Source organism: Sulfitobacter sp. D7, from assembly GCF_003611275.1.
Taxonomy (GTDB): domain Bacteria; phylum Pseudomonadota; class Alphaproteobacteria; order Rhodobacterales; family Rhodobacteraceae; genus Sulfitobacter; species Sulfitobacter profundi.
On the sequence record NZ_CP020694.1, the window covers coordinates 2,271,408 to 2,298,007 of the forward strand.

Here is a 26,600-nt window from a genome sequence, read left to right on the forward strand (position 1 = left end):
ATCGCGGAGGGGTGCCCCCCCCGCTTCGCGCCACAATCACATCCGGAACAAACCAAATTTCGTCGGCTCAATCGGCGCATTTAGGCTGGCCGAAAGGCTCAGATAAAGCACTTCGCGGCTCTTGCGCGGATCGATGATCCCGTCGTCCCACAGCCTTGCAGAGGCATAGAGCGGATGGCTCTGCTTCTCGAACATATCAATCGTTGGCTGTTTGAAGGCGGTCTCTTCTTCCTCGGTCCAGGTGTCGCCCGCCCGCTCAATCGCGTCGCGTTTAACGGTGGCCAACACGCCCGCCGCCTGAGCGCCCCCCATGACCGAGATGCGGCTGTTGGGCCAAGACCACAGGAACCGCGGGCGGTACGCCCGGCCCGACATGCCGTAGTTGCCCGCCCCAAAAGAGCCGCCGACCAGCATAGTGATCTTTGGCACATTGGTGGTGGCCACCGCCGTCACCATCTTAGCGCCGTGGCGCGCGATGCCCTCGTTTTCGTATTTGCGGCCGACCATGAAGCCGGTGATGTTCTGCAGGAACACCAGCGGGATGTTACGCTGGCTGCAAAGCTCCACGAAATGCGCGCCCTTCTGGGCGGCTTCGGAAAACAGCACGCCGTTGTTGGCGATGATGCCGATGGGGCAGCCTTTGACATGGGCAAAGCCGCAGACCAGCGTCTCGCCAAAGCGGGACTTGAACTCGTCAAAGCGGCTGCCGTCGACCAGCCGCATGATCACCTCGCGGATGTCATAGGGCGTGCGCAGGTCGGCTGGCACGACGCCCAGCATCTCGGCGGGGTCGTAGGCAGGCTCTTCGGGGCTGGCCCAGTCGACAGTGGTCGGCTTGGTCTTGTTAAGCTGGCCCACCGCGCGGCGGGCCAGCGCCAAAGCATGCGCGTCGTCTTCGGCCAGATAGTCTGCCACGCCCGACAACCGCGTGTGCACGTCGCCACCACCGAGGTCTTCGGCGCTGACCACCTCGCCCGTCGCCGCCTTCACCAGCGGCGGACCAGCGAGGAAGATCGTGCCCTGTTCCTTGACGATGATGGTCACATCCGACATCGCGGGCACGTAGGCGCCGCCAGCGGTGCAAGAGCCCATCACCACGGCGATCTGGGCGATCCCCTTGGCGCTCATCCGCGCCTGATTGTAGAAAATCGCGCCGAAATGGTCGCGGTCGGGAAAGACTTCATCCTGGTTCGGCAGGTTGGCGCCGCCAGAGTCCACCAGATAGATGCAGGGCAGATGGTTTGCCTCGGCAATCTCCTGCGCGCGGAGGTGTTTTTTCACCGTCATCGGGTAATAGGTGCCGCCCTTCACGGTGGCATCGTTGCAGACCACCATGACCTCATGGCCCTGCACCCGACCGATGCCCGCGATCACACCGGCGGCAGGGGCCGCGCCATCGTAAAGCCCATGCGCTGCCGTGGCACCGATTTCCAGAAACGGGCTGCCGGGGTCGAGCAGGTTCGCCACCCGCTCTCTGGGGAGCATCTTGCCCCGGCTCTCGTGCCGTGCACGGGATTTCTCGCCACCGCCGAGGGCTGCAGCCTCCGCCGCGTCGCGCACTTCGCTCAGCGCCTTCAGATGCGCCATCTCATTGGCCTTATAGGCATCCGAGGATGGCAGGGCTTGGGATGTCAGTTTCATGTTACGTCCTCATTCTCTCGCGCCGCCAGACGCTTTAGTTCTTTGCGGATTACCTTGCCGGTGACGGTCATCGGCAGGTCCTCCACGAATGCGATCTCGCGCGGGTAGGAATAGCTTGCGAGCCGGTCCTTGACCCAATCTTGCAACTCTTTCGCGTCCACCTCAGCGCCGGGTTTCAGCACCACATAGGCCTTAACGATCTCGGTCCTGAGCGCATCGGGCTTGCCGACCACGCCGCAGGTCGCGACAGCGCTATGGGTGAGCAAGCAATCCTCAATCTCCGCCGGGCCGATGCGGTAACCGGCGGAGGTGATCACGTCATCCTCGCGGCCCACAAAGCGCAGGTATTCGCCCTCCCAGATGCCCCGGTCGCCGGTCAGCAGCCAGTCGCCGTGGAATTTGGCCGCCGTCTCCTCGGGCCGGTTCCAGTAGCGCAGCATCATCGAGGGGGCGCCGCGGCGCACGGCCACATCGCCCTCGGCATCTGTGGGGTGGCCGCCCTCATCCAGCACGGCGATCTCGAACCCCGGCACCGGCTTGCCGATGCAACCGGGCTGGGCCGGAAAGTCACCCCCGCAGCTTGAGGCCACCATGTTGCATTCGGTCTGGCCGTAGAACTCATTGATCTCCAGCCCGAAGGCTTTGCGGCCCCATGCCAGCATCTCGGCGCCCAGAGGCTCGCCGCCACTGGCGACCGAACGCAGGCCGGGCAAGGATACATCCGCGGCTTTCAACATGCGAAGCGCCGTGGGCGGGAAAAAGACGTTGCGCACCTCACCGCGTGAAATCACATCGGCGCAGCCTTCGACGGTGAACTTGGGCATCCGTGCGGCCACCACCGGCACGCCAAGTGCCAGCGCCGGCATCGCCACATCGAATAGCCCGCCGATCCATGCCCAATCCGCGGGCGTCCAAAGGCAATCGCCGTCTTTCCCCAGATGATCATGACTGACCGAAACGCCCGGCAAATGGCCCGAGAGCACCCGATGCCCGTGCAGCGCGCCCTTGGGCGTGCCGGTGGTGCCGGAGGTGTAGATCAGCACGGCGGGGTCTTCGGGGCCGACATTGGCATAGTCGACCGGGTCGCCTGTCGTGCCCACATCAGCCGCCAACCACGGGGTGGCCAGATCGCCCAGCAGGTCGGCCCCCTCGGCATCGGTCAGCACAATCGCACAGCCCGCATCGCCGATCCGGCTGGCCAGCGCGTCACGTTTGAAAAGCTTGAACAGCGGCACAGAGATCGCGCCGATCTTCCAGATCGCCAGATGCGCCGCCGCGCACCATGGCGATTGACTAAGCAAGACACCCACGCGGTCACCGGGGGCCACTTCGGCCTTCAGCGCCCGGGCCAGCCCATCGACCATCTCATGCAGCGCGCCATAGCTCACGTCGCGGCGGGCCGCGCCGGTCAGATCAATGATCGCCAAGGCGTCATCGGGCTGCGCCAAACATTGCGCCGCCATATTGCCCTGCCAGATCGGCCAATCGTCCTGTGTCATATCAGCTTCGATACTCCGGGTTTTCGAAATCAAACCGCGCGCCTGCGTCCCAAGCGTTGCGGTCATTGCCTTTTTGGGGAAAGCCGCCTGCTGCTTTCAGCATGCGCGCCAAATGCATTGTGTTCCAAGTCATGATCGTGGTGTTGCGCTGCGTGAATTCGTTGTCGAACCCTGCGCGCTTGCCATCCACATCATCGCCATAAGACGGCCCCGGCCCCGCTTCGCCAATCCAGCCGCAATCGGCCTGTGGCGGAATGCTATAGCCAAGGTGGTTCATCGCAAATCCGGTGGTCATGGCGACATGTTTGATGCCGTCTTCGTTGCCCGTAACCACCGTGCCGCCGACCTTACCGTAAAAGACCGATTGGCCCTTGTCGTTCAACTTGCCGCTCATGGCGTAGAGCCGTTCGATCAGCACCCGGCAGGTGCTGCTTTCCTCACCCAGCCAAAGCGGCGTGCCGATGATCAGGATGTCGGCGGCCAGCACTTTCTCCCAGAGCGCGGGCCAATCGTCCCGGTCCCAGCCGTGCTCGGTCATGTCCGGATAGACGCCCGGCGGCACTTGGTGGTCGAGCAGATAGAGGTGTTCGACGCTCACCCCCTGCGCCTCCATGATGCCCGCGCTGGCGTTCATCAGAAGTTGGGTATGGCTGTCGCCCGGTGTCTTTTTGAGCGAGCAGTTCACATAGAGCGCTTTGAGGTCGGAAAAGTCAGTCATCGCCAAGTTCCTTTTTCAGTTGCTCCAACTCCCGGTCGAGGAAGAAAGAGGTGATGGAGCGGATGATGACCAGCATCAGCAGGAAGAGCAGGTCCGCAAACCGCAGGCTGATCGCGGTGTGGATCACGTCCGACACGATAAAAAGCTCCAACCCCGCGAGGATGTAGCGCCCCAGTTCGATGCGCTCGCGGTTGGTGCGGCGCACCCGCTCCGCGCCCTTTTTGGCGATCTCGGCAATCGTCACCCCGGTCAGGAAACGCGCCGCGCCGATCAGCAGCAGAATGATGGCCGCGATGTCGATGACCGCCGCGAGGATCTCGAACCCCTCAATCAGCCACGGCAGAAAATCGTGCATCACACCGCCTTCTGTCTCCAGTTTTATCAGGTTCTCCATCCTGATCCCTCCGTCCTGTCAGGCCGACACTTCGTGACGCGGTTAATAGGCCGCCCCCAGACGCAGAGCCTGTTCGGCCGTCATCTGCATCAGGCAGGCCAAGGTTGCAGGCCCGCCGCCCGTGCCACCGCCCCATTGGCTGCGTTCATAATCGCAGGCGGCATCGCGAAAGGTAATCCACGCGCGCTGCATGTCACGCAGGGCCTCGGCCTGAGAGGGCAATTCCGGCTGGTAGAGCGCGGCATCCTCATCGGCAGATTTGGACTGCACCATCCGCGCGCGGTAGTTCTCGTTCAGCAAGCCGTCCCAGAAGGTCAGCTCCGCGTCCAGACAGCCGCCCATGCCATAGGTCGAATAACCGCCCGGCGCTTCCATGCAGAGGTTTGATGACAGCCCGATACAGGCGCGCTGGTCGGTGAACTCTTGCGCCCCGGCCAGACATTCTGCGGTGGCGGCGTCGGAATAGGTGATCTCTTGCGCGGCCACTGGCCCCGCAAGAAGCGCACAGGCCAGCAGCGCGGCGCGCATCACATGGCCCCCATCATCTCACGGCCCACCAACATGCGGCGGATTTCCGAGGTGCCCGCGCCGATCTCCATCAGCTTGGCATCGCGGAAGATACGGCCCACGGGGTTGTCGCTGAGATAGCCCGCGCCGCCCATCGCCTGCACCGCCTGATGCGCCTGCACCATCGCTTGTTCCGAGGCATAGAGGCAGCAAGCCGCCGCGTCCTGACGGGTCACGTCGCCCCGGTCACAGGCCTGCGCGACACTATAGACATAGGCACGGGCCGAGTTCATCGCGGTGTACATATCCGCCATCTTGCCCTGCATCAGTTGGAAATCCCCGATGCGCTGACCGAATTGCTTGCGCTCGGCCATATAGGGCATGATCTCATCCAGACAGGCGGCCATGATGCCAAGGCCGATGCCTGCCAGCACGACGCGCTCGTAATCAAGGCCCGACATCAGCACGCGCACACCCTTGCCCTCTTCGCCGAGGATGTTCTCGAAGGGCACTTCGCAATCCTCGAAGATCAACTCCGCGGTGTTTGAGCCGCGCATGCCGAGCTTGTCGAAATGGTTCGAGGTCGAAAAGCCCTTCATCGACTTCTCGATCAGGAAGGCGGTGATGCCTTTAGAGCCGGCTTCGGGGTCAGTCTTGGCATAGACAACCAGCGTCTCCGCATCGGGACCGTTGGTGATCCAGTACTTGTTACCATTCAGCCGGAAGTGGTCGTTCCGCTTTTCGGCATTCAGCTTCATGCTCACCACGTCACTGCCCGCGCCCACTTCGGACATGGCCAACGCACCGACATGCTCGCCCGAGCAGAGTTTCGGCAAGAACTGCGCCTTTTGCTCTGGCGTGCCGTTCAGCTTGATCTGGTTCACGCAGAGATTCGAATGCGCCCCATAGGAAAGCGAGACCGAGGCCGAGGCGCGGGCGATCTCTTCGACCGCGACGGTGTGGGCGACGTAGCCAAGACCAGAGCCGCCGAACTCTTCTTCGACGGTCATGCCCAAGAGGCCCAGTTCGCCCATCTCGGTCCAAAGTTCGGGCGGGAATTCGTTCTTCGTGTCGATCTCGGCCGCCATCGGCTTCACGCGCTCTTGCGCCCAGCGGTGCACCATCTCACGCATGGCCGCGACGTCTTCTCCCAGATCAAACTGCATACTTGCGTTGAACACGGCTTCTCCCCCCGATTTATTGAACACTTGTTCATTACCTACCGCCCCGCCCGCTTTGCGTCAAGCGGCGCGATGTGGAACCGCGCTGCGCCGCGGCGGGTTGGCCCTGCGACCAAGCGAACACTACAACAAAGCGAGATGCAAATGAGCGATGATCTGAAAAAAGAGTTCTGGGACCGTCTGGACGACACCCGCGCCGGGATGCTGGCAACCAAGACCGCCCGTGCGATCCCGATGACCCACTACATCGACGAAGACGACCGTTCCGCCGTGCTCTGGTTTATCACCGCCAAAGGCACCGATTTGGCGAAGTCTGCCGAGGGCCGTGCCGCTGCGGAATATCTGATCGCCAGCAAGGACGAATCTCTTTGGGCACGGATCGACGGTCATGTCTCTGCCGTGACCAACCCGACTGAGTTGGACAAGATCTGGAACGCCATTGCGGGCGCGTGGTTCGAGGACGGCAAACAAGACCCCGATGTGCAACTGATCCGCTTCGACCTGACCGAAGCCGAGGTCTGGGCCACCGATGGCGGGTTCAAATTTCTCTATGAGATCGGCAAAGCCCAACTGACCGGCGAGAAACCCGATATGGGCAAACACGGCATGATCCGCTTCTAAACCTAGCCACCCGAGTCCACGGTGAGGCAGGAATTCGCTCCCATTGACGTGGCGAATTCCTGTTCCAGTAAGGCCACCTCGGCGGGGGTCGTCCTGTACCGGTGCAACCGCCCGTGCCGTTTCACCGCCGACGCCTTCATCGCGCCTTCAGGGATCGGTTCGCGCTGCGACTGCCGGTGAAACGTTCTTCTGTCAGGCGGCCTTGCCGATCAACCGCTCGATGACCTCCGGCAGGTCGGCAAAATCGTCCAACAGGGCTTCGGGCTCCAGCGCTGCCATGTCCTCTCCCGAGGGGCCAAAAGTTACCAGCACACAGGGCACCCCGGCGGCTTTGGCGGTTTTGCGGTCGGTGTCGCTGTCCCCGATCAACACGCATTGCGCCGGATCGCCGCCAGCACGCCGGGCGGTTTCGAACAGATGCTCGGGGTCGGGTTTACGCACGTCCAGACTATCAGCCCCCAGCATCGCGCCGAATGCATCCCGCACGCCAAGACGGGTCAGCAGCAACTCTGCCAAAGCCTCGGGCTTGTTGGTGCAGATCGCCACGCGGTAACCTGCGGCCTTGAGCGCGGCCACCGCGTCCATCGCGCCGGGATAGATGATGGTATGGGTGTCGATGTCGCGGCCATAGGCCTCGAGCAGCATCGGATAATAACGGTCGATCGTTGCCGCGTCATCGGCCCGGCCCAGCTTTTGCATCCCCAACGTCAGCATCGCCCGCCCGCCGCGCAGCGCGGTGCCCGCATCCTCGGCATGGACCAGCACATCCCCCTCGCCCATATCACGGAAACAGGCGTTGGCGGCCGCGATCAAATCGCCCGAAGTATCGGCCAAAGTGCCGTCGAGATCGAAAACCACTGTCTTCACTGGGTACTCCTTGGGCGGAACCCCGCCTTGCAAAATGGCATCGTGTTGCAGACCGCAATCTAGTTTGATGGGCCACAACCTTGCGCCTTTGTGCGAAGCGCGTAAAGAGAATGCAAGCTGAAGGACAAAGAGATTTACATGGAAACTGCACTGATCATCCTTGCCGCGGGCAAGGGGACACGGATGAACTCGGACCTGCCAAAGGTGCTGCACCGCGTCGCCTCCGCTCCCATGCTCGAACACGCCATGGCCGCAGGCGCCATGCTTGGCCCCCGCCATACGGTTGTGGTGGCGGGCCATGGGGCGGATCAGGTACGCGCGGCCGCAACCCTCTTTGACGAGGATGCACAGGTGGTCGAACAGACCGAACAGCTGGGCACGGCCCATGCGGTGGCACAGGCCCGCCCGGCGTTGGAAGGTTTCGACGGTATGGCGCTGGTGCTTTACGGCGACACGCCCTTCGTGCAGCCCGAGACATTGGAAAAGATGCAAGAAGCTTTGGCCACCCATGATGTGGTGGTGCTGGGGTTCGAAGCCGCCGACCCCGCCCGTTATGGCCGTCTGGTGATGCAGGGCGACACGTTGAAGCGTATCGTTGAGTTCAAAGACGCCTCGCCCGAGGAACGCACCATTACCCTATGCAATTCCGGCGTGGTGGCTTGCAAATCCGAGCTTCTGTTCGATCTGATCGACAAAGTGGGCAACGACAACGCTTCCGAAGAATACTACCTCACCGACATCATCGGCCTTGCCCGCGCCGAAGGGCGCAGCGCCACCGTGGTCACCTGTACCGAGGCCGAGACGATGGGCGTGAACTCCCGCGGCGACCTCGCCCGGGCCGAGGCCGCGTTCCAATCCCGCGCCCGCGCGCTGTTGATGGAAGACGGCGTGACCTTGGTCGCCCCCGAAACGGTCTTTCTATCCCGCGACACCTATATTGGCCGCGACACGGTGGTGGAACCCAACGTCGTCTTCGGCCCGAATGTGACCGTGGAATCCGGCAGCACCATCCGCGCCTTCTCGCATCTTGAAGGGTGCCATGTCTCACGCGGCGGCGTGGTCGGCCCCTATGCCCGCCTGCGTCCCGGCGCGGAATTGGCCGAAGATGTGCGCATCGGCAATTTTGTTGAGGTGAAGAATGCGCAGATCGCCGAAGGGGCCAAGGTCAACCACCTGAGCTACATCGGCGATGCCACCATAGGCGCGCGGAGCAACATCGGGGCGGGCACGATCACCTGCAATTATGACGGCGTGATGAAACATCACACCACCATCGGCGCGGGCGCTTTCATCGGGTCGAACACCATGCTGGTGGCCCCGGTGACAATCGGCGAGGGCGCGATGACCGGCTCGGGTTCGGTCATCACTTCGGACGTGGAGCCAGAGGCGCTGGCCCTATCGCGCGCGCCGCAAATCGAAAAACCGGGCATGGCCCGCAAAATGTTCGAAATTCTAAAGGCCAAGAAGGCAAAAATGCAGAGGGGCAGCTAAACATGTGTGGAATTGTAGGGGTGCTTGGCACCCATGAAGTCGCTCCCATTCTTGTAGAGTCGTTAAAACGGCTGGAATATCGCGGCTATGACAGCGCTGGCATTGCCACGCTGAACAACGGCAAACTCGACCGTCGTCGCGCCTTGGGCAAACTGGTCAACCTCTCCGACGCGCTGGTGCATGAGCCGCTGGCGGGCAAGTCCGGCATCGGGCACACCCGCTGGGCCACCCATGGCGCGCCGAGCGTGACCAACGCCCACCCGCATCAGGCCGGGCCGGTGGCCGTGGTGCACAACGGGATCATCGAAAACTTCCGCGAACTGCGGGCTGAGCTGGCCGAACATGGCGCGCATTTCGTCACCGAGACCGATACCGAAACCGTCGCCCTGCTGACCCAGCATCATATGGCGCAGGGCGCAGGCCCGGTGGAGGCCGCCAAACAGACCCTCGCCCGCCTCGAAGGCGCCTTTGCCCTGGCATTCCTGTTCGACGGGCACGAAGACCTGATGATTGCTGCACGCAAGGGTTCGCCCTTGGCCATCGGCTATGGTGAGGGTGAGATGTATGTGGGCAGCGATGCCATCGCGCTGGCCCCGCTGACCAACCGAATTGCCTATCTCGAAGAGGGGGATTGCGCCGTCCTCACCCGGACGTCGGTGGAGATCACCGACCGCAACGGGGCGCTGGCCAACCGCGCGATCAAATCCGTGCAGATTGACAGCACCCGCATCGACAAGGCGGGGCACAAACACTTCATGGCCAAGGAAATCGCCGAGCAACCCGGCGTGATCGGTGCGGCCATCGGGCATTATCTGACCCCCGAAGGCGAAATCAACATCAGTACGCAAGATATTGATTTTACGCAGTTTGACCGGATCGTCATGGTCGCTTGCGGCACTGCGTCCTATGCCTGTTTCACCGCCAAATACTGGTTCGAGCAGATCGCGCGCCTGCCGGTCGAGATCGATGTCGCCTCGGAATTCCGCTACCGTGAGCCGCCGATCCCGCCGCGCACGCTGGCGGTTTTCGTCAGCCAATCAGGGGAAACCGCAGATACGCTGGCCGCCCTGCGCTATTGCGAGGGCAAGGCCGCGCGCATCCTTTCGGTCGTCAACGTGCCCGAAAGCTCCATCGCCCGCGAAAGCGATCTGGCCTTGCCGATCCATGCCGGTGTCGAGGTTGGCGTCGCCTCAACCAAAGCCTTCACCTGCCAATTGGTCGTGCTCTTTGCGCTGGTTCTCAAGGCCGCACGGGACCGCGACGCGATCAGCGCCGAGACATTCGCCGATCACATCTCAAGCCTGCGGGGGCTGCCCGCGATCATCAGCACGGCGCTTGAACAGAACGACACAATGCAAGAGGCCGCGCTGAAGCTCTCACATGCCCGTGACGTGCTGTTCCTTGGCCGAGGTCAGATGTATCCCCTCGCTCTCGAAGGCGCCTTGAAACTCAAGGAAATCAGCTACATACACGCCGAAGCTTATGCATCAGGTGAACTGAAGCACGGCCCCATCGCACTGGTGGATGAGCATGTGCCGGTGGTCGTTATGGCGCCGCGCGACGCGCTGTTCGACAAGACCGTCAGCAACATGCAAGAGGTCATGGCGCGCAAGGGCAAGGTGATCCTGATCTCCGACTCCAAAGGGCAGGCCGAAGCCAATGAAGGCGTCTGGTTCAGCATCGAAATGCCCCCCGTCCCGGATGCACTGGCCCCGATCCTCTATGCGGTTCCGGCGCAGTTGCTGGCCTATCACACCGCCGTGGCGAAAGGCACGGATGTGGACCAGCCGCGCAATCTGGCGAAATCGGTGACGGTGGAATGAATTTGGAAACCGCCCTTGAGGACCTCGAAGCGCAGGCCAACCCGGCCCGCGCCGAAGAGATGCGCGCCTATCACAAAGCCGACCGGCGCTACCTTGGCCTCACCAATCCGCAGATCGCGGAGCTTGCCCAGACTTGGCGCGATGCGCTCGATGTTGAGGGCCGAGTCGCCCTTGCCGACACCCTGTGGCAGTCGGATATTTTCGAGGCGCGCGTCGCGGCAGCAAAGCTGCTGACCCAAGCGCGACTGCGCCCCGACGATCAAGCCGCATGGGCGTTGATCGCAAGCTGGACCGCGGATTTCGACAGTTGGGCGATTGCCGACCATGCCAGCATGGCCGCGCAGAAACGTCTGGTGGCCGATCCGGCACGTCTGGACGAAGTGGAAGGCTGGGTCGCCTCTGATCACCTCTGGACGCGGCGGGCGGCTTTGGTCTCGACCCTGCCGTGGACCAAGCAGAACAACCCTAAACCAGAAGAGCTTGCCGCGCGGGACCGCATCCTTGGCTGGGCCGCGACGATGGTGCCGGATCACCGTTGGTTCATCCAAAAGGCGATCGGTTGGTGGTTGCGCGACCTGTCGAAACACGATCCCGAACGCACCCGCACCTTTGTCGCCACCCATGGGGAGGCGATGAAACCTTTCGCGGTGAAAGAAGCGCTGCGCCTGCTGAAAAAGTCAGACGGCGCAGGCTGACCCCGCGCCTTACCCTTCGGTCGAGACTTCGACCGTGGTGAGGTCAGTCAGGGAGGCGCCGATCAAACGCAAAGCGGGCAGCGACATGCGGCTGCCTGCGGTTGCAGGCCCCTCCAGCGGGATCAGGGTCACGGCGGCCGATTTGCCCGTTGCGGGGTTGGTCACCCGGCCCGGCTGTTCGGCGTCGACCAGAGGTGTTTTCAACCACAGGCCCGGCTCTGTCGCGCTGCCCAGACTGACCACTGTCGTCCCCAAGGCGGCACCGGTGCTGGCAGGCGCGCGGCTGGCTGCTTCGCGCTCTGCGGCGGTGGTTGTATCAAGCGCCTCGGCACTGCTGCCCCCGGTCGCGATCGGAGAGGCGGCAGGCGGCGTCGCAGCGGCCGGCGCGGTCGCGGCCTCTGCCGGGGCTTCGGTCGGGGCGGATGCGGCCGCAGGCTCGGACTGGGAGGCATCCATGCCGAAACGGTCCGACAGGGTGCTGCAGCCTGCCGTGGCGGCGACGATGAAAAGCGGTAAGATAATACGTGTCATCCGCGCAGCCTATCCGCGCCCTGCCCCCTTATCAATCGTCCAAATGCCGCTTGCCCCGCAGTGGGCGGGGCATTACCTATGAGACATGACAGCACCCCTCATAGACCCCTTCATGCGCGCAATCACCTACCTGCGCGTCTCCGTCACTGACCGCTGCGATTTTCGCTGCGTCTATTGCATGTCGGAAAACATGACCTTCCTGCCCAAGAAGGAATTGCTGACGCTGGAGGAGTTGGACCGCCTGTGCAGCAACTTCATCAACCTCGGCGTCGAAAAGCTGCGCATCACCGGTGGCGAGCCACTGGTCCGGCGCGGCATCATGACATTCTTCGACGGCATGAAGCGCCATCTCGACAGTGGCAAGCTGAAGGAGCTGACGCTGACCACCAATGGCAGCCAGCTTGAACGCTTTGCCGATGATCTCTATGCCGCGGGCGTGCGGCGGGTGAACGTCTCTCTCGACACGCTGGACGAGCAGAAATTCGCGGACATCACCCGCTGGGGCCGCCTGCCGCAGGTGCTACGCGGGATCGACGCGGCGCAGCGCGCGGGCCTGAAAATCAAGATCAACGCCGTGGCGCTCAAAGGTTTTAACGAACCCGAACTGCCGCGCATCACCGAATGGTGCGCCGAGCGTGGGATTGACCTGACATGGATCGAAGTCATGCCGATGGGCGATCTGGGCAACGAAGACCGATTTGGTCAGTTCTGGTCCCTGAAGGACGTGCGCGCGCGCTATGCCGAACATTATACCGTTACCGATCTGGCCGAGCGGACCGGCGGCCCCGCCCGCTATGTGCGGCTCGAAGAGACGGGTCAGAAGATCGGCTTCATCACCCCGCTGAGCCATAATTTCTGCGAAAGCTGCAACCGCGTGCGGGTCACCTGCACCGGTGAGATTTTCATGTGTCTGGGCCAAGAAGACGTGGCCGATCTGCGCGTCCCACTGCGCGATCACCCCGATACGGATGTCCCGCTGCAAGAGGCGATCCGCGCGGCGATCGACCGCAAGCCCAAGGGGCATGATTTCGACTATTCACGCCAGCGTGTCGACGGGCAGATGCCGCGCCACATGAGCCACACGGGCGGCTGAGCCCGATGACCACGCCGTTCCTCTACCGGGCATGGGTCGCGGCAAGCACTGTGATGCTGCCCATCGCAGGACGGCAGTCCATGGCCAAGCTGCGCCGGGCCGAAGTTGAGCCGAAACGCGCGCGCGAAAAGCTTGGCCACGCCAGCCAGCCGCGCCCCGAGGGGCCGCTGATCTGGTTTCACGCCGCCTCTGTCGGGGAAAGCCTGTCGGTTTTGGCGCTGATTGATCGGATGGGCCGCGCGCTGCCGCAGGCGCATTTCCTCATCACCTCCGGCACCGCGACCTCGGCCCGGCTGGTGGACCGACGCCTGCCGCCGCGCAGCCGGCACCAATTCGCCCCGCTCGACGCCCCCGGCCCGCTAAAGCGGTTCCTCAACCATTGGCGGCCCGACGCGGCGCTTTTCGTCGAGAGCGAGCTTTGGCCGCAGATGCTGCGGCGGACCCATGCGCGTGGCACGCCAATGGCGCTGATCAACGCGCGCCTGTCGCAACGCTCTATCGAACGCTGGCAGAAACAGCCCGCGCTGGCGGGGTTTCTCTTTGGTGTGTTTGACCTGATCCTGACGCAGAATGACGCGATGGCGCGGGCCATGACCACCATCAACGCCCCCGCCGATCGGGTCGCTCCGGGGATCAACCTCAAGTCTATGGCAGGCCCCCTGCCGCAGGACGATGACACCATCGCGCAGGCCCGTGCGGCCTTTGGCGACCGCCCCGTCTGGATCGCCTCCTCCACCCATCCGGGCGAGGAGAAAGCGGTATTAGAAGCGCATCGGCAACTGCTCGAACAGGTCCCCGACCTGTGTCTAATCCTTGTCCCCCGCCACCCGGAACGCGGGGACGAGGTGGCCGGCCTCATCGCCAGCGTCGGACTGACCCATGGCCGCCGGACGCGGGGCGACATGCCGCGCGAGCAGGTCTATCTGGCCGACACATTGGGCGAGCTGGGCACCTGGTACGCGCTGTCCGACATCGTCTTTCTGGGCGGATCGCTACACCCAATTGGGGGGCATAACCCCTATGAGGTTGCGCAGGCCGGGGCGATGGTGCTTTCGGGCACCCATGTCGCCAATTTCGCCGAGACCTTTGCCGGGATGGAGGCCGCAGGTGCCGCGCGTCTGGTGGCGGGCACGCAGGATTTGGCGGACCGTGTGGCGGATCTTTTGCGCAACGATATTGCCCGCGCCAGCGGTGTGGCCGCGTCGAAAACTTATGCCGCGGGGCAAATCGACAAACTCGACAGTATTGCCGAGCGGCTGATCACGGCCCTGCGCCTGCGAGAGGACAGCGCCGATGCCTGAGCTTTTCGTCACCAACTACAACCGCAATTTCACCGGCGTCTCGGCCACGGCGGCCAATGTGGTGCGCCAACAGGTCAATCGGCACGAGTTGGTGTTAGTGGGCCAACCCCTCCCCGGCTGCCCGGTGCCGCTGACCCGTGCCGCCGCGGGGCGGATCACCCGAAAACATCCCCCCCAAGACCGCCCCTTCGCCATCTGGCACGTCCGCCGCAACCCCGAGATGCGCAGCGCGCTTTGGCTGCGCGATGTACGCGGGGCGAATATCCGGATCGTCTTCACCTCTGCCGCGCAGCGCCTGCATTCAGCCTATCCACGCTGGCTGATCCGGCAAATGGACGCGGTCATCGCCACGACCGAACGCGCGGCGGAGTTCGTGCCCCATGTCCGCGCCGTGGTGCCGCATGGGGTGGATACCGATGTCTTCTCTCCCGCCACCAACCGGGGCGCCGCTTGGGAGCAATTGGGCTTTGGTGGCACCCATGGCATCGCCACCGTGGGGCGCATTCGGCCCGAGAAAGGCACCGACCTTTTCGTGGAGGCGATGCTGCGCTTGCTGCCCGAACGCCCCGGCGCGGTGGCGCTGGTGATTGGCCGCGCGGGCGGCAAACATGAGGCGTTTCTGACCAAGCTCAAGGCGCAGGTCGAGGCGGCGGGCCTCGCGGAGCGGCTGCTTTTCGTGGGCGAATACCCTGCCGCCGACCTGCCCAAACTGATGCGCGCGCTGTCGCTGGTGGTGCAACTGCCGCGCTACGAGGGCTATGGCATGGTCCCGCTCGAAGCGCTGGCCTCGGGCGTGCCCTTCGTGGGCAGCGATGCAGGGTATTACGGCGCTTTTTCGAATGGTGGCCGTGTGGGCAAGGTGGTCCCGCTTGGCGCGGCGGAGGCTGCGGCCCAAGCCGCGCTGTCCCTGCTTGAGCGAGAGGACCAAGCCGCTTTTTCAGAAGCTGCGCGCCACTGGGCCGAACACCGCTTTAGCGCGCGGACCGAGGCCGATGGGATCGAAGCCGTCTATAACGCGCTGTGGGAACGCGGCTAGGCCCGCCAAAGAAAAACGCGCCCCCGAAGGAGGCGCGCTAGGATCGTTTCTGATTGCGGGATCAGGCGGCTGGCATCCGCTGCTCGACGATACCCGCCCACCAGCTACAGCCTGCCGGGATCGCCTCATCGTTGAAGTTATACTCCGGATGGTGCACCGCCGCCGTGTCGCCGTTGCCGACCAAAATATAGGCACCGGGGCGTTCTTCGAGCATGAAAGCGAAGTCTTCCCCCCCCATGACCAGCGGCGCCTCGACGCAATCGCCCGAGATTGAGCGTGCCACATCGGCGGCAAACTCGGTCTGCTCTTCGTGGTTCACCATGACCGGATAGCCGCGGTGGTAGGTCACATCCGCTGTGCCGCCAAAGGTGCCCGCGATGCCGTTGCAAATCTCGTTGATCCGCTTTTCGGCAAGGCTGCGCATATCCGCCGACATCGTGCGCACGGTGCCTTTCATCTGCACCCGCTGCGGGATCACGTTGAAGGCTTTGGAAGATGTCTCAAAGGCGGTGACCGAGACGACGATCTGCTCCACCGGGTCGGCATTGCGCGATGTAATGGTTTGCAGCGCCAGCACGGCCTGCGCGGCCATCACGGTTGTGTCGACGGTCTCATGCGGCTTGGCGGCATGGCCGCCGCGGCCCTCAAAGGTGATGTCGAACTGATCCGTCGCAGCAAAGAAAGACCCCGGGCGGATGCCGAAAGAGCCCGTGGGCATGCCCGGCCAGTTGTGCATCCCATAGACTTCTTGGATGCCAAAACGGTCCATCATACCGTCCTCGCACATCTCACGGCCACCGCCGCCGCCCTCTTCGGCGGGCTGGAAGATCACCACGACGGTACCGTCGAAATTGCGGGTCTCGGCTAGATATTGCGCCGCCCCCAGCAGCATCGCGGTGTGGCCGTCATGACCGCAGGCATGCATCGCGCCGTCGGTCTTAGAGGCATACTCAAGCCCGGTCTGTTCGTGGATCGGCAGCGCGTCCATGTCGGCGCGCAGCCCGATGACCTTGCCCGATCCGGTTTCCTTGCCCTTGATCACGCCGACGACGCCGGTGCGGCCAATGCCCTCGACGACCTCGTCGCAGCCGAAGCTGCGCAGTTTCTCGGCCACGGTGGCCGAGGTGCGGTGCGTCTCAAAGAGGATTTCGGGGTTTTCATGCAGATCGCGGCGCCATGCGGTGATGTCGTCATGCAGCTCGGCAAATCGGTTCTTAACGGCCATTTGGGAAGTATCCTCCGGAGTTGGGTTGGCGCTGATTTTCATGCAGTCGCATTTATCTGCCACATGCTTACGCCCTTGCCAGCCGGTCCTCAACCACCTGCGCGAACCATGAGCAACCCGCCGGGATTGCGGCATCGTCAAAGTCATATGCCGGGTGGTGCACCGTCGCCCCATCGCCGTTGCCGATCATAATATAGGCACCCGGTCGCGCGTTGAGCATATAGGAAAAATCTTCGCCTGCCATGATGGGCGGGGTGTCGCGGTCGGTGCCGGGGGTGATCTTGTCGGCTGCCTCGGCGGCATAGAGGGTGTGGTCGCTGTGGTTGCGCGTGACGGGATAGCCGCGCTGATAGTCGATCTCTGCCTTGCACTGATGCGCTTCGGCAGTCAGGCGGGTGAGGTCGTGCAAGCGCTGCTCGGCCAAATCCTGCACCACGGGGTCCAAAGTGCGCACCGTGCCGCGCAGAAGCACCTGATGCGGCAGGACGTTGTGGCTGTCGGTATCGCTGCGCAGGGTGCAGACCGAGACGACGACCTGTTTCAGCGGATCGGTGTTGCGGCTGGCGATGGATTGCAGCGCGATCAACACATGGGCGGCAGCGAGGTTGGTGTCGATGGCCTCATGCGGGGCCGCGGCATGGCCGCCCTGCCCGGTCAGCGTGATGTTGAACTCATCCGCCGCAGCCAGCAGCGCGCCCTCGCGGATTGCGAAATGCCCGGTGGGGTGGCCGGGCATATTGTGCATGCCGTAAACCTCATCGATATCCCAACGGTCCATCAGCCCCTCTTGCACCATGACATTGCCACCGCCGCCGCCTTCCTCGGCGGGTTGGAAGATCAGCACGACGCGGCCATCGAAATTGCGCGTCTCCGCAAGGTATTGTGCAGCACCCAAGAGCATCGCCGTATGCCCATCATGGCCGCAGGCATGCATTTTGCCGGGAGTCTTGGAGGCATAGGGCAGCCCCGTCGCTTCCATGATCGGCAGCGCATCCATATCGGCGCGCAGCCCGATGGTGCGGTTTGAGCGATTGCTCTGCCCCTCGATCACCGCGACCACGCCGGTCTGCGCGATGCCGGTGGTGATGTCGGTGATGCCAAAGCTGCGCAGCTTGTCTTCGACGAATTTCGAGGTTTCGGGCAGGTCGAACATCAGTTCAGGGTGCTGATGCAGGTGGCGGCGCCATGCGGTGGTCTCGGCGTGGGTCTCGGCGAAACGGTTCTTGATCGGCATGGGCTATGTCCTTTGAAACAATGAGGTTAAAGCGCCGGACCGGGGCGGATGGGCGTGCCATCACTGAACCGGTCGGCGCGAAATCTGCTCAGATCATGCCCCGGTGCATCGCCCATGACCAGTGCGGCCAGCACCCGCCCCATGCCCGGCCCGATGCCAAAACCGTGGCCCGACATGCCGGTGCCAATGACGAGGCCCGGAATTTGGGCGCAACTGTCCGCCACGGGTACGATATCGGGCATTGTGTCGATCATGCCCGCCCATGAATTGCGCGCCGTGATCGGTGGTAGTTCGGGATAAAGCGCGGCGAACTGCTTGATTGTGCGGCGCAACCGGCGGTGATCGGGGGCGGGATCAAGGATGCGCATCGCCTCGAAGGGGCTGAAACTGTCCGCGGCCCATTGGCGCGGGGTGCGCCATGCATCAGGAAAGCCCTTAGGTGCAGACATCCGCAGCCGCTGGCCAAAGGGGGTGGCGCGCAACTGTGGGAGGTAGTGACGCAGGGCGCGGAAGGCATCTGGCCCGACATAGAGGTCGGGCGCCGCCCCCGGAGCCAGCGTATACCCCCCATCAGCGCGGCGGCGAAAGGCCAGCCCCGCCTCGGCCACGGCACCGGCGTGCACCTCGGGCAGCACGTTGGTCGCCACCACGCTTTCGCGTACGGATAGCTGCGGCAGGGTGACGCCATGCGCGCGCAGGAAAAGCGCCGACCATGCCCCGCCCGCCAGCACCACCGATGTCGTGCGGATCGCCCCCGCTTCGGTGCTCACCCCCGCCACGCGGCCCGCGGCGAGGTCAAGCTTGCGCACCGCGCAGTTCTCGATGATGCGCACGCCCTCTTTGACGGCCAAGGCGGCCAGCGCTGGCACCGCGACCCAAGGTTCGGCCCGCATGTCGGAGGGGGTGATCAACGCCCCGGTGTAGCCTTTGCTCAGCCCCGGAAAAGCCGCCGCCACCTCGCCTGCGTCCATCAACCGGCTGTCGATCCCATTCGCCTTGGCGTGGGGCAGCCAGTCTGCGTAGCTTTGCATCTTGGCGTCCGACCTTGCCAGATAGGTCACGCCGGTCTGTTTCAGCCCGATGTCGCGGTCGAGCTCTGGGGCCAGTTCGCGCCAAAGCCGCGCGGCTTCGACCATGATCGGCAACTCATCCGGGTCGCGCCCTTGTTGGCGGATCCAGCCCCAGTTGCGGCTGGATTGTTCGGCGGCAATGCGGCCCTTTTCCAGCAGCGTCACCTGTTTGCCCGCCCGCGCCAGAAACAGGGCGGTGCAGACACCGATCACGCCACCGCCGATGACCACCACCTCGCTGTCACGCGGCGGGGTGCGGGGGTAGCTGGCAGGGGTGGCAAGGGTGATAGGAAAAACGGACATGCGAACCCCGGAGGCTGGGACCGCGCGGCTGCACCGGGCGGCCGTGGAAAGGACAGGCCCCTGCGGGGGGCCTGCCCTAGGTCTGTCAGGGATGGCTCAGCCCTGCAAGCGGGTCAGCAGCCGGCGCATGAAGTCGTGACCGGCCTCGAATTGCGCCACGTCGATGAATTCATTGGGCTGGTGCGCCTGCGCGATGTCGCCCGGCCCACAGATCACGGCGGAATACCCTGCCTCTTGGAACTGCCCGGCTTCGGTGCCGTAGCTCACTTTGTGGCTGGCATTGTCGCCGGTGATCTGGCGCACGATCTGCTCGGCCTCGCCGTCCTTTTCGGGCTGCAGCGCGGGCACGTCGAAACGGGTCGAGGTCTCGATGTAGGTTTCGGGCACCACGTCCTGCATCTGCTTTTCGACCTCACGGACCTTCTTGAGGTAGGCGGTGCCCCATTTGTCTTTGTCTTCACCCGGCACCACGCGGAAATCCATGGCGAATTTGCAGTCCTTGGCGGTGATGTTGTGGGCCGTGCCGCCTTCGATCACACCGACATGGGCGGTGGTGAAGGGCGGGTCGAACATCGCCGCCGTCTCGGTCGGTTTGGCGGCCATGTTGTCGCTGTTCACGTCATTGGCCCATTCGATGAGCTTGGCGCCCGCCATGATCGCGTTGACCCCGGTGTGCAGCAGCGAGGAATGCACCTCAAAGCCCACGAGGTGCGTGTTAAAGCCAATGCCGCCCTTGTGGCCAGTCACCGCCTGCATGGTCGAAGGCTCGCCCACGATCACCGCCGAGCCCTTGGGCACCACGCCCTGCATCGCTTGGATCATCGGCGGGGCACCGGTGCAGCCGATCTCTTCGTCAAAGCTGAGCGCGATCTGTAGGGGGCGTTTGACGTCTGCATAATGCGCCTCGACCAAAGCCCAGAGCGCCAGCGCGTCAAAGCCCTTCATGTCGCAGGTGCCGCGTCCGTAATAGCGGCCGTCTTTCTCGGTCACGGTGAAAGGGTCGGTGTCCCATGCCTGCCCGTCGACCGGCACCACATCGGTATGGCCCGAAAGCACCACGGCCCCCTCCTCCCACGGGCCCGCATGGGCGAAAAGCGCATGTTTGGGCTGATCAGGATCGACGTAGCGGTGGCTCTCGATCCCGTGGGAGGCGAGGTACTCGGCCACCCAGTCGATCAGCGGGATGTTGGTGTCCCGCGACACGGTGGGAAAGCTAATGAGTTTGGTCATCAACTCGAGCGGGGTCAGGCGTTCGTTCATTGGTATTCTTTCAATAGCCACTGTCGGTGGTCAGCACATGGTGCCCCGGCTCCACCTCGCGGTAGACCGAAGGCTCGGCCCGATAGCTGACAGGGTGGATCGGCGAGGGAATCGGTTTGAAGTTCAGGTCCTTCTCGGACTTGCGCCGGCGCGGATCGGCGATTGGCACGGCCTTCATCAGCGCTTGGGTATAGGGGTGCTGCGGGTTCTCAAACACCCGCTGGCGCGAGCCCATCTCGACGATGCGCCCCAGATACATGACGCCGACGTAGTGGCTTACCCGCTCCACCACCGCCATGTCGTGGCTGATGAAGAGGAACGACAGCTCCATCTCGGCCTGAAGCTCCATCATCAGGTTGAGCACCTGCGCCTGCACAGACACATCAAGGGCCGAGACCGCTTCATCCGCGATGATCAGCTTGGGGTTCAGCGCAAGCGCGCGGGCGATGGCGACCCGTTGGCGCTGGCCGCCTGACAGCTCATGCGGGAAGCGGCGCATGAAGCTGCGCGGCAGTTCCACCCGGTCGAAGAGCATCTCGATCCGCTTGGTAATTTCGGCCCCCTTGAGGGTCGCAAAATTGTGGATCGGCTCGGCCACCTGATCCGCGAGTTGCATCTGCGGGTTGAGCGAGGCGAAGGGATCCTGAAAGATCATCTGCATGTCGAGCCGCGCGGTGCGCAAAGCTGATTGGTCGAGCGACATGATATCGACACCGTCAAGGTTCACCTCTCCCGACATCGGCTCCACCAGCCGCAGGATCGACCGTCCGGCGGTGGATTTGCCACAGCCCGATTCGCCAACGAGGCTCAGCGTCTGACCTTTGTTGAGCGTAAAGGACAGGTCTTCGACCGCATGCACATTGGCCACAGTGCGGCGCAGGAAACCGCCCTGCACTGGGAAGCGCGTGGTCAGGTTCCTGACCGACAAGAGCACCTCTTCGCGGCCCTTGATCGGAACGATTTCCTTGTCCTCACTGCCCAAAAGCTTCATCGGCTCGGGGTATGGCTTGCCCGTCATCTCGCCCAGTTTCGGCACGGCGGCCAAGAGCGCTTTGGTATAGGGGTGCTGCGGGTTCTCAAAGATCTCCTCGACGGTGCCTTCCTCGACCTTCTTGCCGCGGAACATGACGACGACCCGGTCAGCCATCTGCGCCACCACGGCCATGTCATGGGTGATGAACATCACCGCCGTGCCCGTTTCGCGCTTGAGCCGGTCCATCAGGGCGAGGATTTCGGCCTGAATCGTCACGTCGAGCGCGGTGGTGGGCTCATCCGCGATCAGCAGGCGCGGCTCGCAGGCCAGCGCCATGGCGATCACCACGCGCTGGCGCATACCGCCCGAAAGCTCATGCGGGTACTGCTTCAACCGGCGCTCAGGCTCAGGGATGCGGACCTGCTGCATCAATTCCAACGCACGTTCCTCGGCCTCTTGCCGGGACATGTTCAGATGCAGGCGCAGGCCCTCGGTCATCTGCTTGCCGATGGTAAATACGGGGTTCAGCGCGGTCATCGGCTCTTGGAAGATCATGCCGATTTCATTGCCGCGAATCTTGCGCATGAGGCTGCCGCTGCTGGCCGCCAGATCGACCTGCCCCTTTTCACCACGCTCAAAAAGAAGGCGCCCGCCTGCAATTTCACCGCCGCCGTATTCGACCAGCCGCATCAGCGACAGCGAAGACACCGATTTGCCCGATCCCGATTCCCCGACAACGCAAACCGTCTCACCGGGGTTGATGTCGAAACTGACATCTTCGACGCCGACAACGGGGCCATCTTTGGTTTGAAATTCGACGCGCAGGCCCTGAATTTGGGCGATTGGCGCCCCGTTTGCGTGATCCAGCATCTGTTTCCCTGTTGTTTTTATTGGCGCAGATTTTGCCCGACGCTACGGCGAATGTCATGAGACTGTCAAACCTGACGCGGGCAGTTCGCGCTTTGTCATATTTGCGTCATGTCCGCCCTTGCAATTTTTGGGAAACCTGTTTCGATATGGCCCATGCGGTTTGGAAAGAACGCTTCGATCACAGGTTGAATATTGCTTTTTTTGTTATGTTTAGCAGGTGAAGCTCATGTTCTTTCTGGGGCGACAACAACAAGGCGGGGGCAATCCCGTCGACAAAAAGCGGCACGCCCACGTGTCCAACATGGAGTAAGATATGAAATTGAAGACCCTATTGATGGGGGCTGTCGCATCGACTGCGTTTGCCCCTATGGCCTTTGCAGAAGCCCATGAGGGCGAGCGTGGCCGCGACGGCGAAGTCAAAATCATTTATTGGCAGGCGCCTTCGATCCTGAACCCCTATCTGTCGAGCGGCACGAAGGACGTCGAAGCGTCCTCGCTGATCCTCGAACCCCTTGGTCGCTATGACGAAACCGGCGCGCTGGTCCCCTATCTGGCGAACGAAATTCCGACGCTGGAAAACGGCGGCGTGAGCGAAGACCTCAAGACCATCACATGGAAGCTGAAAGATGGGCTGATGTGGTCCGACGGCACCCCCGTCACCGCCAATGACGTCAAATTCACCGCCGATTACTGCATGAACCCCGAAGGCGGCTGCGCACAGTTGGCCAAATTCGAAGGTGTCTCTTCGGTCGATGTGGTCGACGACCAGACGGTCAAGGTTACCTTCTCCGAGCCGATGCCGAACCCCTACGGCCCCTTCATGGGCGGCCAGTCCCCGATCATTCAGGCAGCGCAGTTTGCCGATTGTACTGGCGCCAAGGCGCCCGAGTGTACCGAAGCGAACTTTAACCCCATCGGCACCGGCCCCTTCACCGTCACTGAGTTCCGCCCGAACGACGTGATCACCATGGCCGCGAACGAAAACTACCGCGACCCGAGCAAGCCCGCCTTTGCCTCGCTGACCTTCAAAGGTGGCGGCGACGCGACAGCTGCGGGCCGTGCCGTGATGGAAACCGGCGAATTCGACTACGCCTGGAACCTGCAACTGGCCCCCGATGTCATCGCCAAGATGGCCGAAGGCGGCAAGGGCAAGCCGATGTCGGCTTTCGGCACGCTGGTTGAGCGTCTGGAACTGAACATGACAGACCCCTCCCCGGACCTGCCGGAAGGTGAGCGGGCCACAGCCAAGCACCCGCATCCGTTCCTCACCGATGAGAGCGTCCGCCGGGCACTGTCGATGGCGATTGACCGCGAACTGCTGGTCGAAGTCGGCTACGGCCAAGCGGGCCGCGCCACCTGCAACATGGTGCCCGCGCCAGAGCTTTACGCCTCCGACAACACCGACTGCCTGACCCAAGACATCGAAGGCGCCAAGGCGCTCTTGGACGAAGCGGGCTGGGTTGACAGCGATGGCGACGGCATCCGCGAAAAAGACGGCGTGAAGCTGGAAATCCTTTACCAGACCTCGACCAACGCCGTGCGTCAGGACTTCCAAGCGCTGATCAAGGATTGGTGGAGCCAGATCGGTGTTGAAACCGAATTGCGCAACATCGACGCTTCGGTCTTCTTTGGGGGTGATCCCGGTTCGACCGACACATTCCAGCGTTTCTATGCAGACGTGGAAATGTATGCCAACAACTTCGATGGCACCGATCCGCAAAGCTACCTCGCTCAGCGGACCTGCGCCAAATTCCCAAGCCCGGAATCGCAGTGGCAGGGTGAGAACATCAACCGTTTCTGCGAAGAAGAGTATGACGCGATGGTGGCCGAACTGGGCCGTACCGGCGAAATGGAAAAGCGTGGCGAACTGGCCAAAAAGCTGAACGACATGCTAACCAAAGACAGCTACTCGATCCTGCCGCTGGTTGACCGTGGTCGCGTTTCTGCTGCAGCCAACACCCTTGGTGGCGTTGTTCTGAACACATGGGACTCCGAGCTGTGGAATGCCGCCGATTGGTACCGCATGGAAGAGTGATCTAGGACGGAGGCGCGGCATGCTGCGCCTCCCTTCACCGACCTTTGGGGGGTGTGCGCCATCCGCACGCCCCCCTCTCGCCCCCACCCCCTCACAGACTGACCTACAAAGGCGACGCCCATGTTGACCTTCTCCATCCGACGACTTCTTTTGTCGATCCCGACGCTTTTGTTTATCAGCCTGGTGATTTTCCTGCTGCTACAACTCGCCCCCGGCGACCCCATGGCCCAAGTGCCGCTGACGGTCCCGCCTGAAGTGAAAGAAAAAATGCGCGAGGCGCTTGGCCTTGGGCAACCGATCTATATCCAATATTGGAAATGGCTGGTGCAGGTCTTTTGGATCGAGCCGCAGGTCTTCATCGACTACCTGACCAACCGCTCCGCCCTGTTTAGCTGGCTGCCCGACACCAACCTGTCGGACGGCAAGCTGCGCGTGATCTCTTGGCAGACCCGTTCGCCTGTGATGGACATCGTGATCCAGCGCATGCCGCAGACCCTTTGGGTCGTGGGTCTGGCCTATATCGTGGGGATCGTCATCGCCATTCCCATCGGCATCTACTCGGCCTACCGCCATTATTCGGTCTTTGATCAAGCGGGTACCTTCATCACCATGATCGGCTTTTCGATCCCGCCGTTCTTTACTGGGCCGCTGCTAATCGTGATTTTCTCGGTCTATCTGGGATGGCTGCCGTCAATCTATGACACCACCCATGTGGTGAATGACTGGGCCAGCTTCAAAGTGCAATTCATGCAGATGATCATGCCCGTCATGGTGCTGGCGCTGCAAACCACGGCGCAGATCAGCCGCTACATGCGCGGTGCGATGCTCGACAACCTCAACCAAGACTACGTGCGCACCGCCCGCGCGAAAGGGCTGAAGGAAAGCGTCGTCGTCATGGTGCATGTGCTGCGCAACTCGATGATCCCGGTGGTCACCATCATCGCGCTTGGCATGCCTGCCATTTTTGGCGGCGCCATCATCACCGAGAACGTCTTTAAGGTGAATGGCATCGGCCAGCTTCTGTTGACCGCGCTGCGCGCCAACGATTTGCCCATGGTGATGACCCTGACCTTTATCTTTGCGGTGTTGATCGTGCTGTTCAACCTGATCGCAGATATCCTCTACGGCCTGCTTGACCCAAGGATCCGTTATGACTGAGCAACCCATTCCCGCCAGCCCGGTCGAAGCCGACCTCGAATTCATGAAAGCCCTGCAAGACAAGGGCCCGCAGAAGCCCCCGCGCAGCCAATGGCGCGATGTCTGGGACCAGTTCCGCAAGCACAAGGGCGCGCTTTTCGGCGGCGGTTTCCTGATCTTCATCACGCTCGCGGTGATCTTTGGCCCCTATCTGTGGGACATCGACGCCAAGAAGCTCGACATTCGCAACAAGAATTGGCGGCCGATCTATACGCTGCTGTGGGACGGCGATGCCAAGGCGGGGTGGAGCCATCCCTTCGGCACCGATCAGTTGGGCCGCGACATCCTTGCGCAGATGCTTTTTGGCGGGCGCGTGTCGATGGCCGTGGGCTGGATGGCCATGGCGCTGGCGCTGATCATCGGCACGGCCGTCGGCGTGCTTTCGGGCTTTTTCAAGCGGATGGACTTCTGGCTCATGCGTTTCACCGATCTGATCCTCAGCCTGCCGATCCTGCCGCTGGTGCTTTTGGCGGTGACACTCTTCGGGCAACCGCTGCGCTCGCAATTTGGGCCTGAGGGGGGCATGTTCATCCTCATCGTCTCGGTCATCAGCCTGACCTCTTGGATGCAGACGGCGCGGATCGTGCGGGGCGATATTCTGGCGCTGAAGGAACGTGAGTTCATCCTTGCCGCCCGCTCTATCGGCACCACGCCGGGCAAGATCATCCGCCGTCACCTGCTGCCTAACGTGATCTCGCCCATCATGGTCTCGGCCACCCTTGGCCTTGCCACGGCGATCATCACCGAAAGCGCGCTGAGCTTTCTGGGCGTCGGCTTTCCGTCGGACTTCCCCACATGGGGCAAGCAACTGGCCGACGCAGTGGACCGCATGCAGGAGTTTCCCGAGCGCGTGATGCTGCCCGGCATCGCCATCTCGCTGACCGTGCTGGCGGTGAACTACCTTGGCGATGGTCTGCGCGACGCGCTTGATCCGCGCATTCGCGGACGCTGAGCCAAATAAGGACCGACCGGCCCCCGCCCATCGCGACGGGGGCCGGTTGTTTCGCGGCCCCTGACGCAGGGTGAACAGCGTCG

General features: G+C 62.8%; 23 protein-coding genes. 10 read left to right on the top strand and 13 right to left on the bottom strand.

Translation table 11 applies throughout. The features are described 5' to 3' along the window. Positions 1-36: 36 nt before the first annotated feature. The 6 genes from B5M07_RS11015 to B5M07_RS11040 are packed head-to-tail and all read right to left on the bottom strand — an operon-like array spanning position 37 to position 5,940. Positions 37-1,641: a carboxyl transferase domain-containing protein gene (locus B5M07_RS11015; protein ID WP_120351331.1), complete on the bottom strand. Its 1,605-nt coding sequence runs from the start codon at positions 1,639-1,641 to the stop codon at positions 37-39. Next, positions 1,638-3,140 (bottom strand): AMP-binding protein, encoded by a 1,503-nt coding sequence (locus B5M07_RS11020; RefSeq protein WP_120351332.1) that lies wholly within the window; start codon positions 3,138-3,140, stop codon positions 1,638-1,640. Before B5M07_RS11020 ends, B5M07_RS11015 begins: the two co-directional genes overlap by 4 nt. Before the next feature lies 1 nt (position 3,141). Next, positions 3,142-3,858 (bottom strand): flavodoxin family protein, encoded by a 717-nt coding sequence (locus B5M07_RS11025; protein ID WP_120351333.1) that lies wholly within the window; start codon positions 3,856-3,858, stop codon positions 3,142-3,144. Further along, complete coding sequence (locus tag B5M07_RS11030; RefSeq protein WP_120351334.1) at positions 3,851-4,252, bottom strand: DUF1622 domain-containing protein; 402 nt, start codon at positions 4,250-4,252, stop codon at positions 3,851-3,853. The genes B5M07_RS11025 and B5M07_RS11030 overlap by 8 nt, the downstream gene beginning before the upstream one ends. Before the next feature lie 42 nt (positions 4,253-4,294). Beyond that, entirely contained in the window at positions 4,295-4,780 is a 486-nt protein-coding gene (locus tag B5M07_RS11035) for a lysozyme inhibitor LprI family protein (RefSeq protein WP_067625694.1), read from the bottom strand. Then, positions 4,780-5,940: an isovaleryl-CoA dehydrogenase gene (locus B5M07_RS11040; protein ID WP_120352231.1), complete on the bottom strand. Its 1,161-nt coding sequence runs from the start codon at positions 5,938-5,940 to the stop codon at positions 4,780-4,782. The genes B5M07_RS11035 and B5M07_RS11040 overlap by 1 nt, the downstream gene beginning before the upstream one ends. 144 nt (positions 5,941-6,084) lie before the next feature. On the opposite strand from B5M07_RS11040, the gene B5M07_RS11045 reads away from it, so the two are divergent. Beyond that, a complete protein-coding gene (locus B5M07_RS11045) occupies positions 6,085-6,561 on the top strand; it encodes a pyridoxamine 5'-phosphate oxidase family protein (RefSeq protein ID WP_120351335.1) in 477 nt (158 codons plus the stop codon). A 192-nt stretch (positions 6,562-6,753) separates the two neighbouring features. Here B5M07_RS11045 and B5M07_RS11050 read toward each other — a convergent pair whose 3' ends face one another. After that, positions 6,754-7,428 carry an HAD-IIIA family hydrolase gene (locus B5M07_RS11050; protein WP_120351336.1) on the bottom strand — a complete coding sequence of 225 codons (675 nt, stop codon included), beginning with the start codon at positions 7,426-7,428 and terminating at the stop codon, positions 6,754-6,756. A 138-nt stretch (positions 7,429-7,566) separates the two neighbouring features. Between B5M07_RS11050 and glmU the strand changes: the two genes are divergently transcribed. From glmU to B5M07_RS11065, 3 genes are read left to right on the top strand one after another with little or no spacing between them, the layout of a single operon-like run. Beyond that, positions 7,567-8,919 (top strand): bifunctional UDP-N-acetylglucosamine diphosphorylase/glucosamine-1-phosphate N-acetyltransferase GlmU, encoded by a 1,353-nt coding sequence (gene glmU, locus B5M07_RS11055; RefSeq protein ID WP_120351337.1) that lies wholly within the window; start codon positions 7,567-7,569, stop codon positions 8,917-8,919. A gap of 2 nt (positions 8,920-8,921) precedes the next feature. Beyond that, complete coding sequence (glmS, locus tag B5M07_RS11060) at positions 8,922-10,742, top strand: glutamine--fructose-6-phosphate transaminase (isomerizing) (RefSeq protein ID WP_120351338.1); 1,821 nt, start codon at positions 8,922-8,924, stop codon at positions 10,740-10,742. Next, the gene (locus B5M07_RS11065) at positions 10,739-11,437 is read left to right on the top strand and encodes a DNA alkylation repair protein (protein ID WP_120351339.1); all 699 of its coding nucleotides are present in this window, start codon (positions 10,739-10,741) and stop codon (positions 11,435-11,437) included. Before glmS ends, B5M07_RS11065 begins: the two co-directional genes overlap by 4 nt. Positions 11,438-11,446: 9 nt before the next feature. On the opposite strand, the gene B5M07_RS11070 is transcribed toward B5M07_RS11065, so the two are convergent. After that, complete coding sequence (locus B5M07_RS11070; protein ID WP_120351340.1) at positions 11,447-11,968, bottom strand: hypothetical protein; 522 nt, start codon at positions 11,966-11,968, stop codon at positions 11,447-11,449. Between the two features lie 85 nt (positions 11,969-12,053). Here B5M07_RS11070 and moaA point away from each other — a divergent pair, with 85 nt between their 5' ends. The 3 genes from moaA to B5M07_RS11085 are packed head-to-tail and all read left to right on the top strand — an operon-like array spanning position 12,054 to position 15,398. Further along, on the top strand, positions 12,054-13,061 hold the full coding sequence (gene moaA / locus B5M07_RS11075; protein ID WP_120351341.1) for a GTP 3',8-cyclase MoaA: 1,008 nt from the start codon (positions 12,054-12,056) through the stop codon (positions 13,059-13,061). 5 nt (positions 13,062-13,066) lie between these two features. Continuing rightward, complete coding sequence (locus B5M07_RS11080) at positions 13,067-14,362, top strand: 3-deoxy-D-manno-octulosonic acid transferase (protein ID WP_120351342.1); 1,296 nt, start codon at positions 13,067-13,069, stop codon at positions 14,360-14,362. Next, positions 14,355-15,398, top strand: a complete 1,044-nt coding sequence (locus B5M07_RS11085) for a glycosyltransferase family 4 protein (RefSeq protein WP_120351343.1) — start codon at positions 14,355-14,357, stop codon at positions 15,396-15,398. Before B5M07_RS11080 ends, B5M07_RS11085 begins: the two co-directional genes overlap by 8 nt. A gap of 61 nt (positions 15,399-15,459) precedes the next feature. Here the strand turns inward: B5M07_RS11085 and B5M07_RS11090 are convergent, their stop codons facing one another. From B5M07_RS11090 to B5M07_RS11110, 5 genes are all read right to left on the bottom strand, one after another. Next, the gene (locus B5M07_RS11090) at positions 15,460-16,623 is read right to left on the bottom strand and encodes a M20 aminoacylase family protein (RefSeq protein WP_120351344.1); all 1,164 of its coding nucleotides are present in this window, start codon (positions 16,621-16,623) and stop codon (positions 15,460-15,462) included. A gap of 67 nt (positions 16,624-16,690) precedes the next feature. Beyond that, complete coding sequence (locus B5M07_RS11095) at positions 16,691-17,857, bottom strand: M20 aminoacylase family protein (protein WP_120351345.1); 1,167 nt, start codon at positions 17,855-17,857, stop codon at positions 16,691-16,693. Positions 17,858-17,883: 26 nt separating this feature from the next. Beyond that, a complete protein-coding gene (locus B5M07_RS11100; protein ID WP_120351346.1) occupies positions 17,884-19,230 on the bottom strand; it encodes an NAD(P)/FAD-dependent oxidoreductase in 1,347 nt (448 codons plus the stop codon). A gap of 96 nt (positions 19,231-19,326) precedes the next feature. After that, the gene (gene argE / locus B5M07_RS11105) at positions 19,327-20,490 is read right to left on the bottom strand and encodes an acetylornithine deacetylase (RefSeq protein ID WP_120351347.1); all 1,164 of its coding nucleotides are present in this window, start codon (positions 20,488-20,490) and stop codon (positions 19,327-19,329) included. A 10-nt stretch (positions 20,491-20,500) separates the two neighbouring features. After that, positions 20,501-22,333: an ABC transporter ATP-binding protein gene (locus B5M07_RS11110; protein ID WP_120351348.1), complete on the bottom strand. Its 1,833-nt coding sequence runs from the start codon at positions 22,331-22,333 to the stop codon at positions 20,501-20,503. A 313-nt stretch (positions 22,334-22,646) separates the two neighbouring features. On the opposite strand from B5M07_RS11110, the gene B5M07_RS11115 reads away from it, so the two are divergent. The 3 genes from B5M07_RS11115 (at position 22,647) to B5M07_RS11125 (ending at position 26,517) form a co-directional block, all read left to right on the top strand. Then, complete coding sequence (locus B5M07_RS11115; RefSeq protein ID WP_120351349.1) at positions 22,647-24,368, top strand: peptide ABC transporter substrate-binding protein; 1,722 nt, start codon at positions 22,647-22,649, stop codon at positions 24,366-24,368. 120 nt (positions 24,369-24,488) lie between these two features. Next, positions 24,489-25,526 (top strand): ABC transporter permease, encoded by a 1,038-nt coding sequence (locus B5M07_RS11120; protein WP_120351350.1) that lies wholly within the window; start codon positions 24,489-24,491, stop codon positions 25,524-25,526. Then, positions 25,519-26,517 carry an ABC transporter permease gene (locus B5M07_RS11125; RefSeq protein WP_067936889.1) on the top strand — a complete coding sequence of 333 codons (999 nt, stop codon included), beginning with the start codon at positions 25,519-25,521 and terminating at the stop codon, positions 26,515-26,517. The genes B5M07_RS11120 and B5M07_RS11125 overlap by 8 nt, the downstream gene beginning before the upstream one ends. The last annotated feature ends 83 nt before the right edge of the window (positions 26,518-26,600 follow it).

What these genes read in the sequence shown, in the direction of transcription:
- B5M07_RS11020 (WP_120351332.1), bottom strand. Translation starts at nt 3,140, where the DNA reads ATGACACAGGACGATTGGCCGATCTGGCAGGGCAATATGGCGGCGCAA.
- B5M07_RS11090 (WP_120351344.1), bottom strand. Translation starts at nt 16,623, where the DNA reads ATGGCCGTTAAGAACCGATTTGCCGAGCTGCATGACGACATCACCGCA.
- glmU (WP_120351337.1), top strand. Translation starts at nt 7,567, where the DNA reads ATGGAAACTGCACTGATCATCCTTGCCGCGGGCAAGGGGACACGGATG.
- B5M07_RS11115 (WP_120351349.1), top strand. Translation starts at nt 22,647, where the DNA reads ATGAAATTGAAGACCCTATTGATGGGGGCTGTCGCATCGACTGCGTTT.
- B5M07_RS11045 (WP_120351335.1), top strand. Translation starts at nt 6,085, where the DNA reads ATGAGCGATGATCTGAAAAAAGAGTTCTGGGACCGTCTGGACGACACC.
- moaA (WP_120351341.1), top strand. Translation starts at nt 12,054, where the DNA reads ATGACAGCACCCCTCATAGACCCCTTCATGCGCGCAATCACCTACCTG.
- B5M07_RS11065 (WP_120351339.1), top strand. Translation starts at nt 10,739, where the DNA reads ATGAATTTGGAAACCGCCCTTGAGGACCTCGAAGCGCAGGCCAACCCG.
- B5M07_RS11025 (WP_120351333.1), bottom strand. Translation starts at nt 3,858, where the DNA reads ATGACTGACTTTTCCGACCTCAAAGCGCTCTATGTGAACTGCTCGCTC.
- B5M07_RS11035 (WP_067625694.1), bottom strand. Translation starts at nt 4,780, where the DNA reads ATGCGCGCCGCGCTGCTGGCCTGTGCGCTTCTTGCGGGGCCAGTGGCC.
- B5M07_RS11100 (WP_120351346.1), bottom strand. Translation starts at nt 19,230, where the DNA reads ATGTCCGTTTTTCCTATCACCCTTGCCACCCCTGCCAGCTACCCCCGC.
- B5M07_RS11110 (WP_120351348.1), bottom strand. Translation starts at nt 22,333, where the DNA reads ATGCTGGATCACGCAAACGGGGCGCCAATCGCCCAAATTCAGGGCCTG.
- B5M07_RS11125 (WP_067936889.1), top strand. Translation starts at nt 25,519, where the DNA reads ATGACTGAGCAACCCATTCCCGCCAGCCCGGTCGAAGCCGACCTCGAA.
- argE (WP_120351347.1), bottom strand. Translation starts at nt 20,490, where the DNA reads ATGAACGAACGCCTGACCCCGCTCGAGTTGATGACCAAACTCATTAGC.
- B5M07_RS11095 (WP_120351345.1), bottom strand. Translation starts at nt 17,857, where the DNA reads ATGCCGATCAAGAACCGTTTCGCCGAGACCCACGCCGAGACCACCGCA.
- B5M07_RS11030 (WP_120351334.1), bottom strand. Translation starts at nt 4,252, where the DNA reads ATGGAGAACCTGATAAAACTGGAGACAGAAGGCGGTGTGATGCACGAT.
- B5M07_RS11080 (WP_120351342.1), top strand. Translation starts at nt 13,067, where the DNA reads ATGACCACGCCGTTCCTCTACCGGGCATGGGTCGCGGCAAGCACTGTG.
- B5M07_RS11015 (WP_120351331.1), bottom strand. Translation starts at nt 1,641, where the DNA reads ATGAAACTGACATCCCAAGCCCTGCCATCCTCGGATGCCTATAAGGCC.
- glmS (WP_120351338.1), top strand. Translation starts at nt 8,922, where the DNA reads ATGTGTGGAATTGTAGGGGTGCTTGGCACCCATGAAGTCGCTCCCATT.
- B5M07_RS11070 (WP_120351340.1), bottom strand. Translation starts at nt 11,968, where the DNA reads ATGACACGTATTATCTTACCGCTTTTCATCGTCGCCGCCACGGCAGGC.
- B5M07_RS11085 (WP_120351343.1), top strand. Translation starts at nt 14,355, where the DNA reads ATGCCTGAGCTTTTCGTCACCAACTACAACCGCAATTTCACCGGCGTC.
- B5M07_RS11120 (WP_120351350.1), top strand. Translation starts at nt 24,489, where the DNA reads ATGTTGACCTTCTCCATCCGACGACTTCTTTTGTCGATCCCGACGCTT.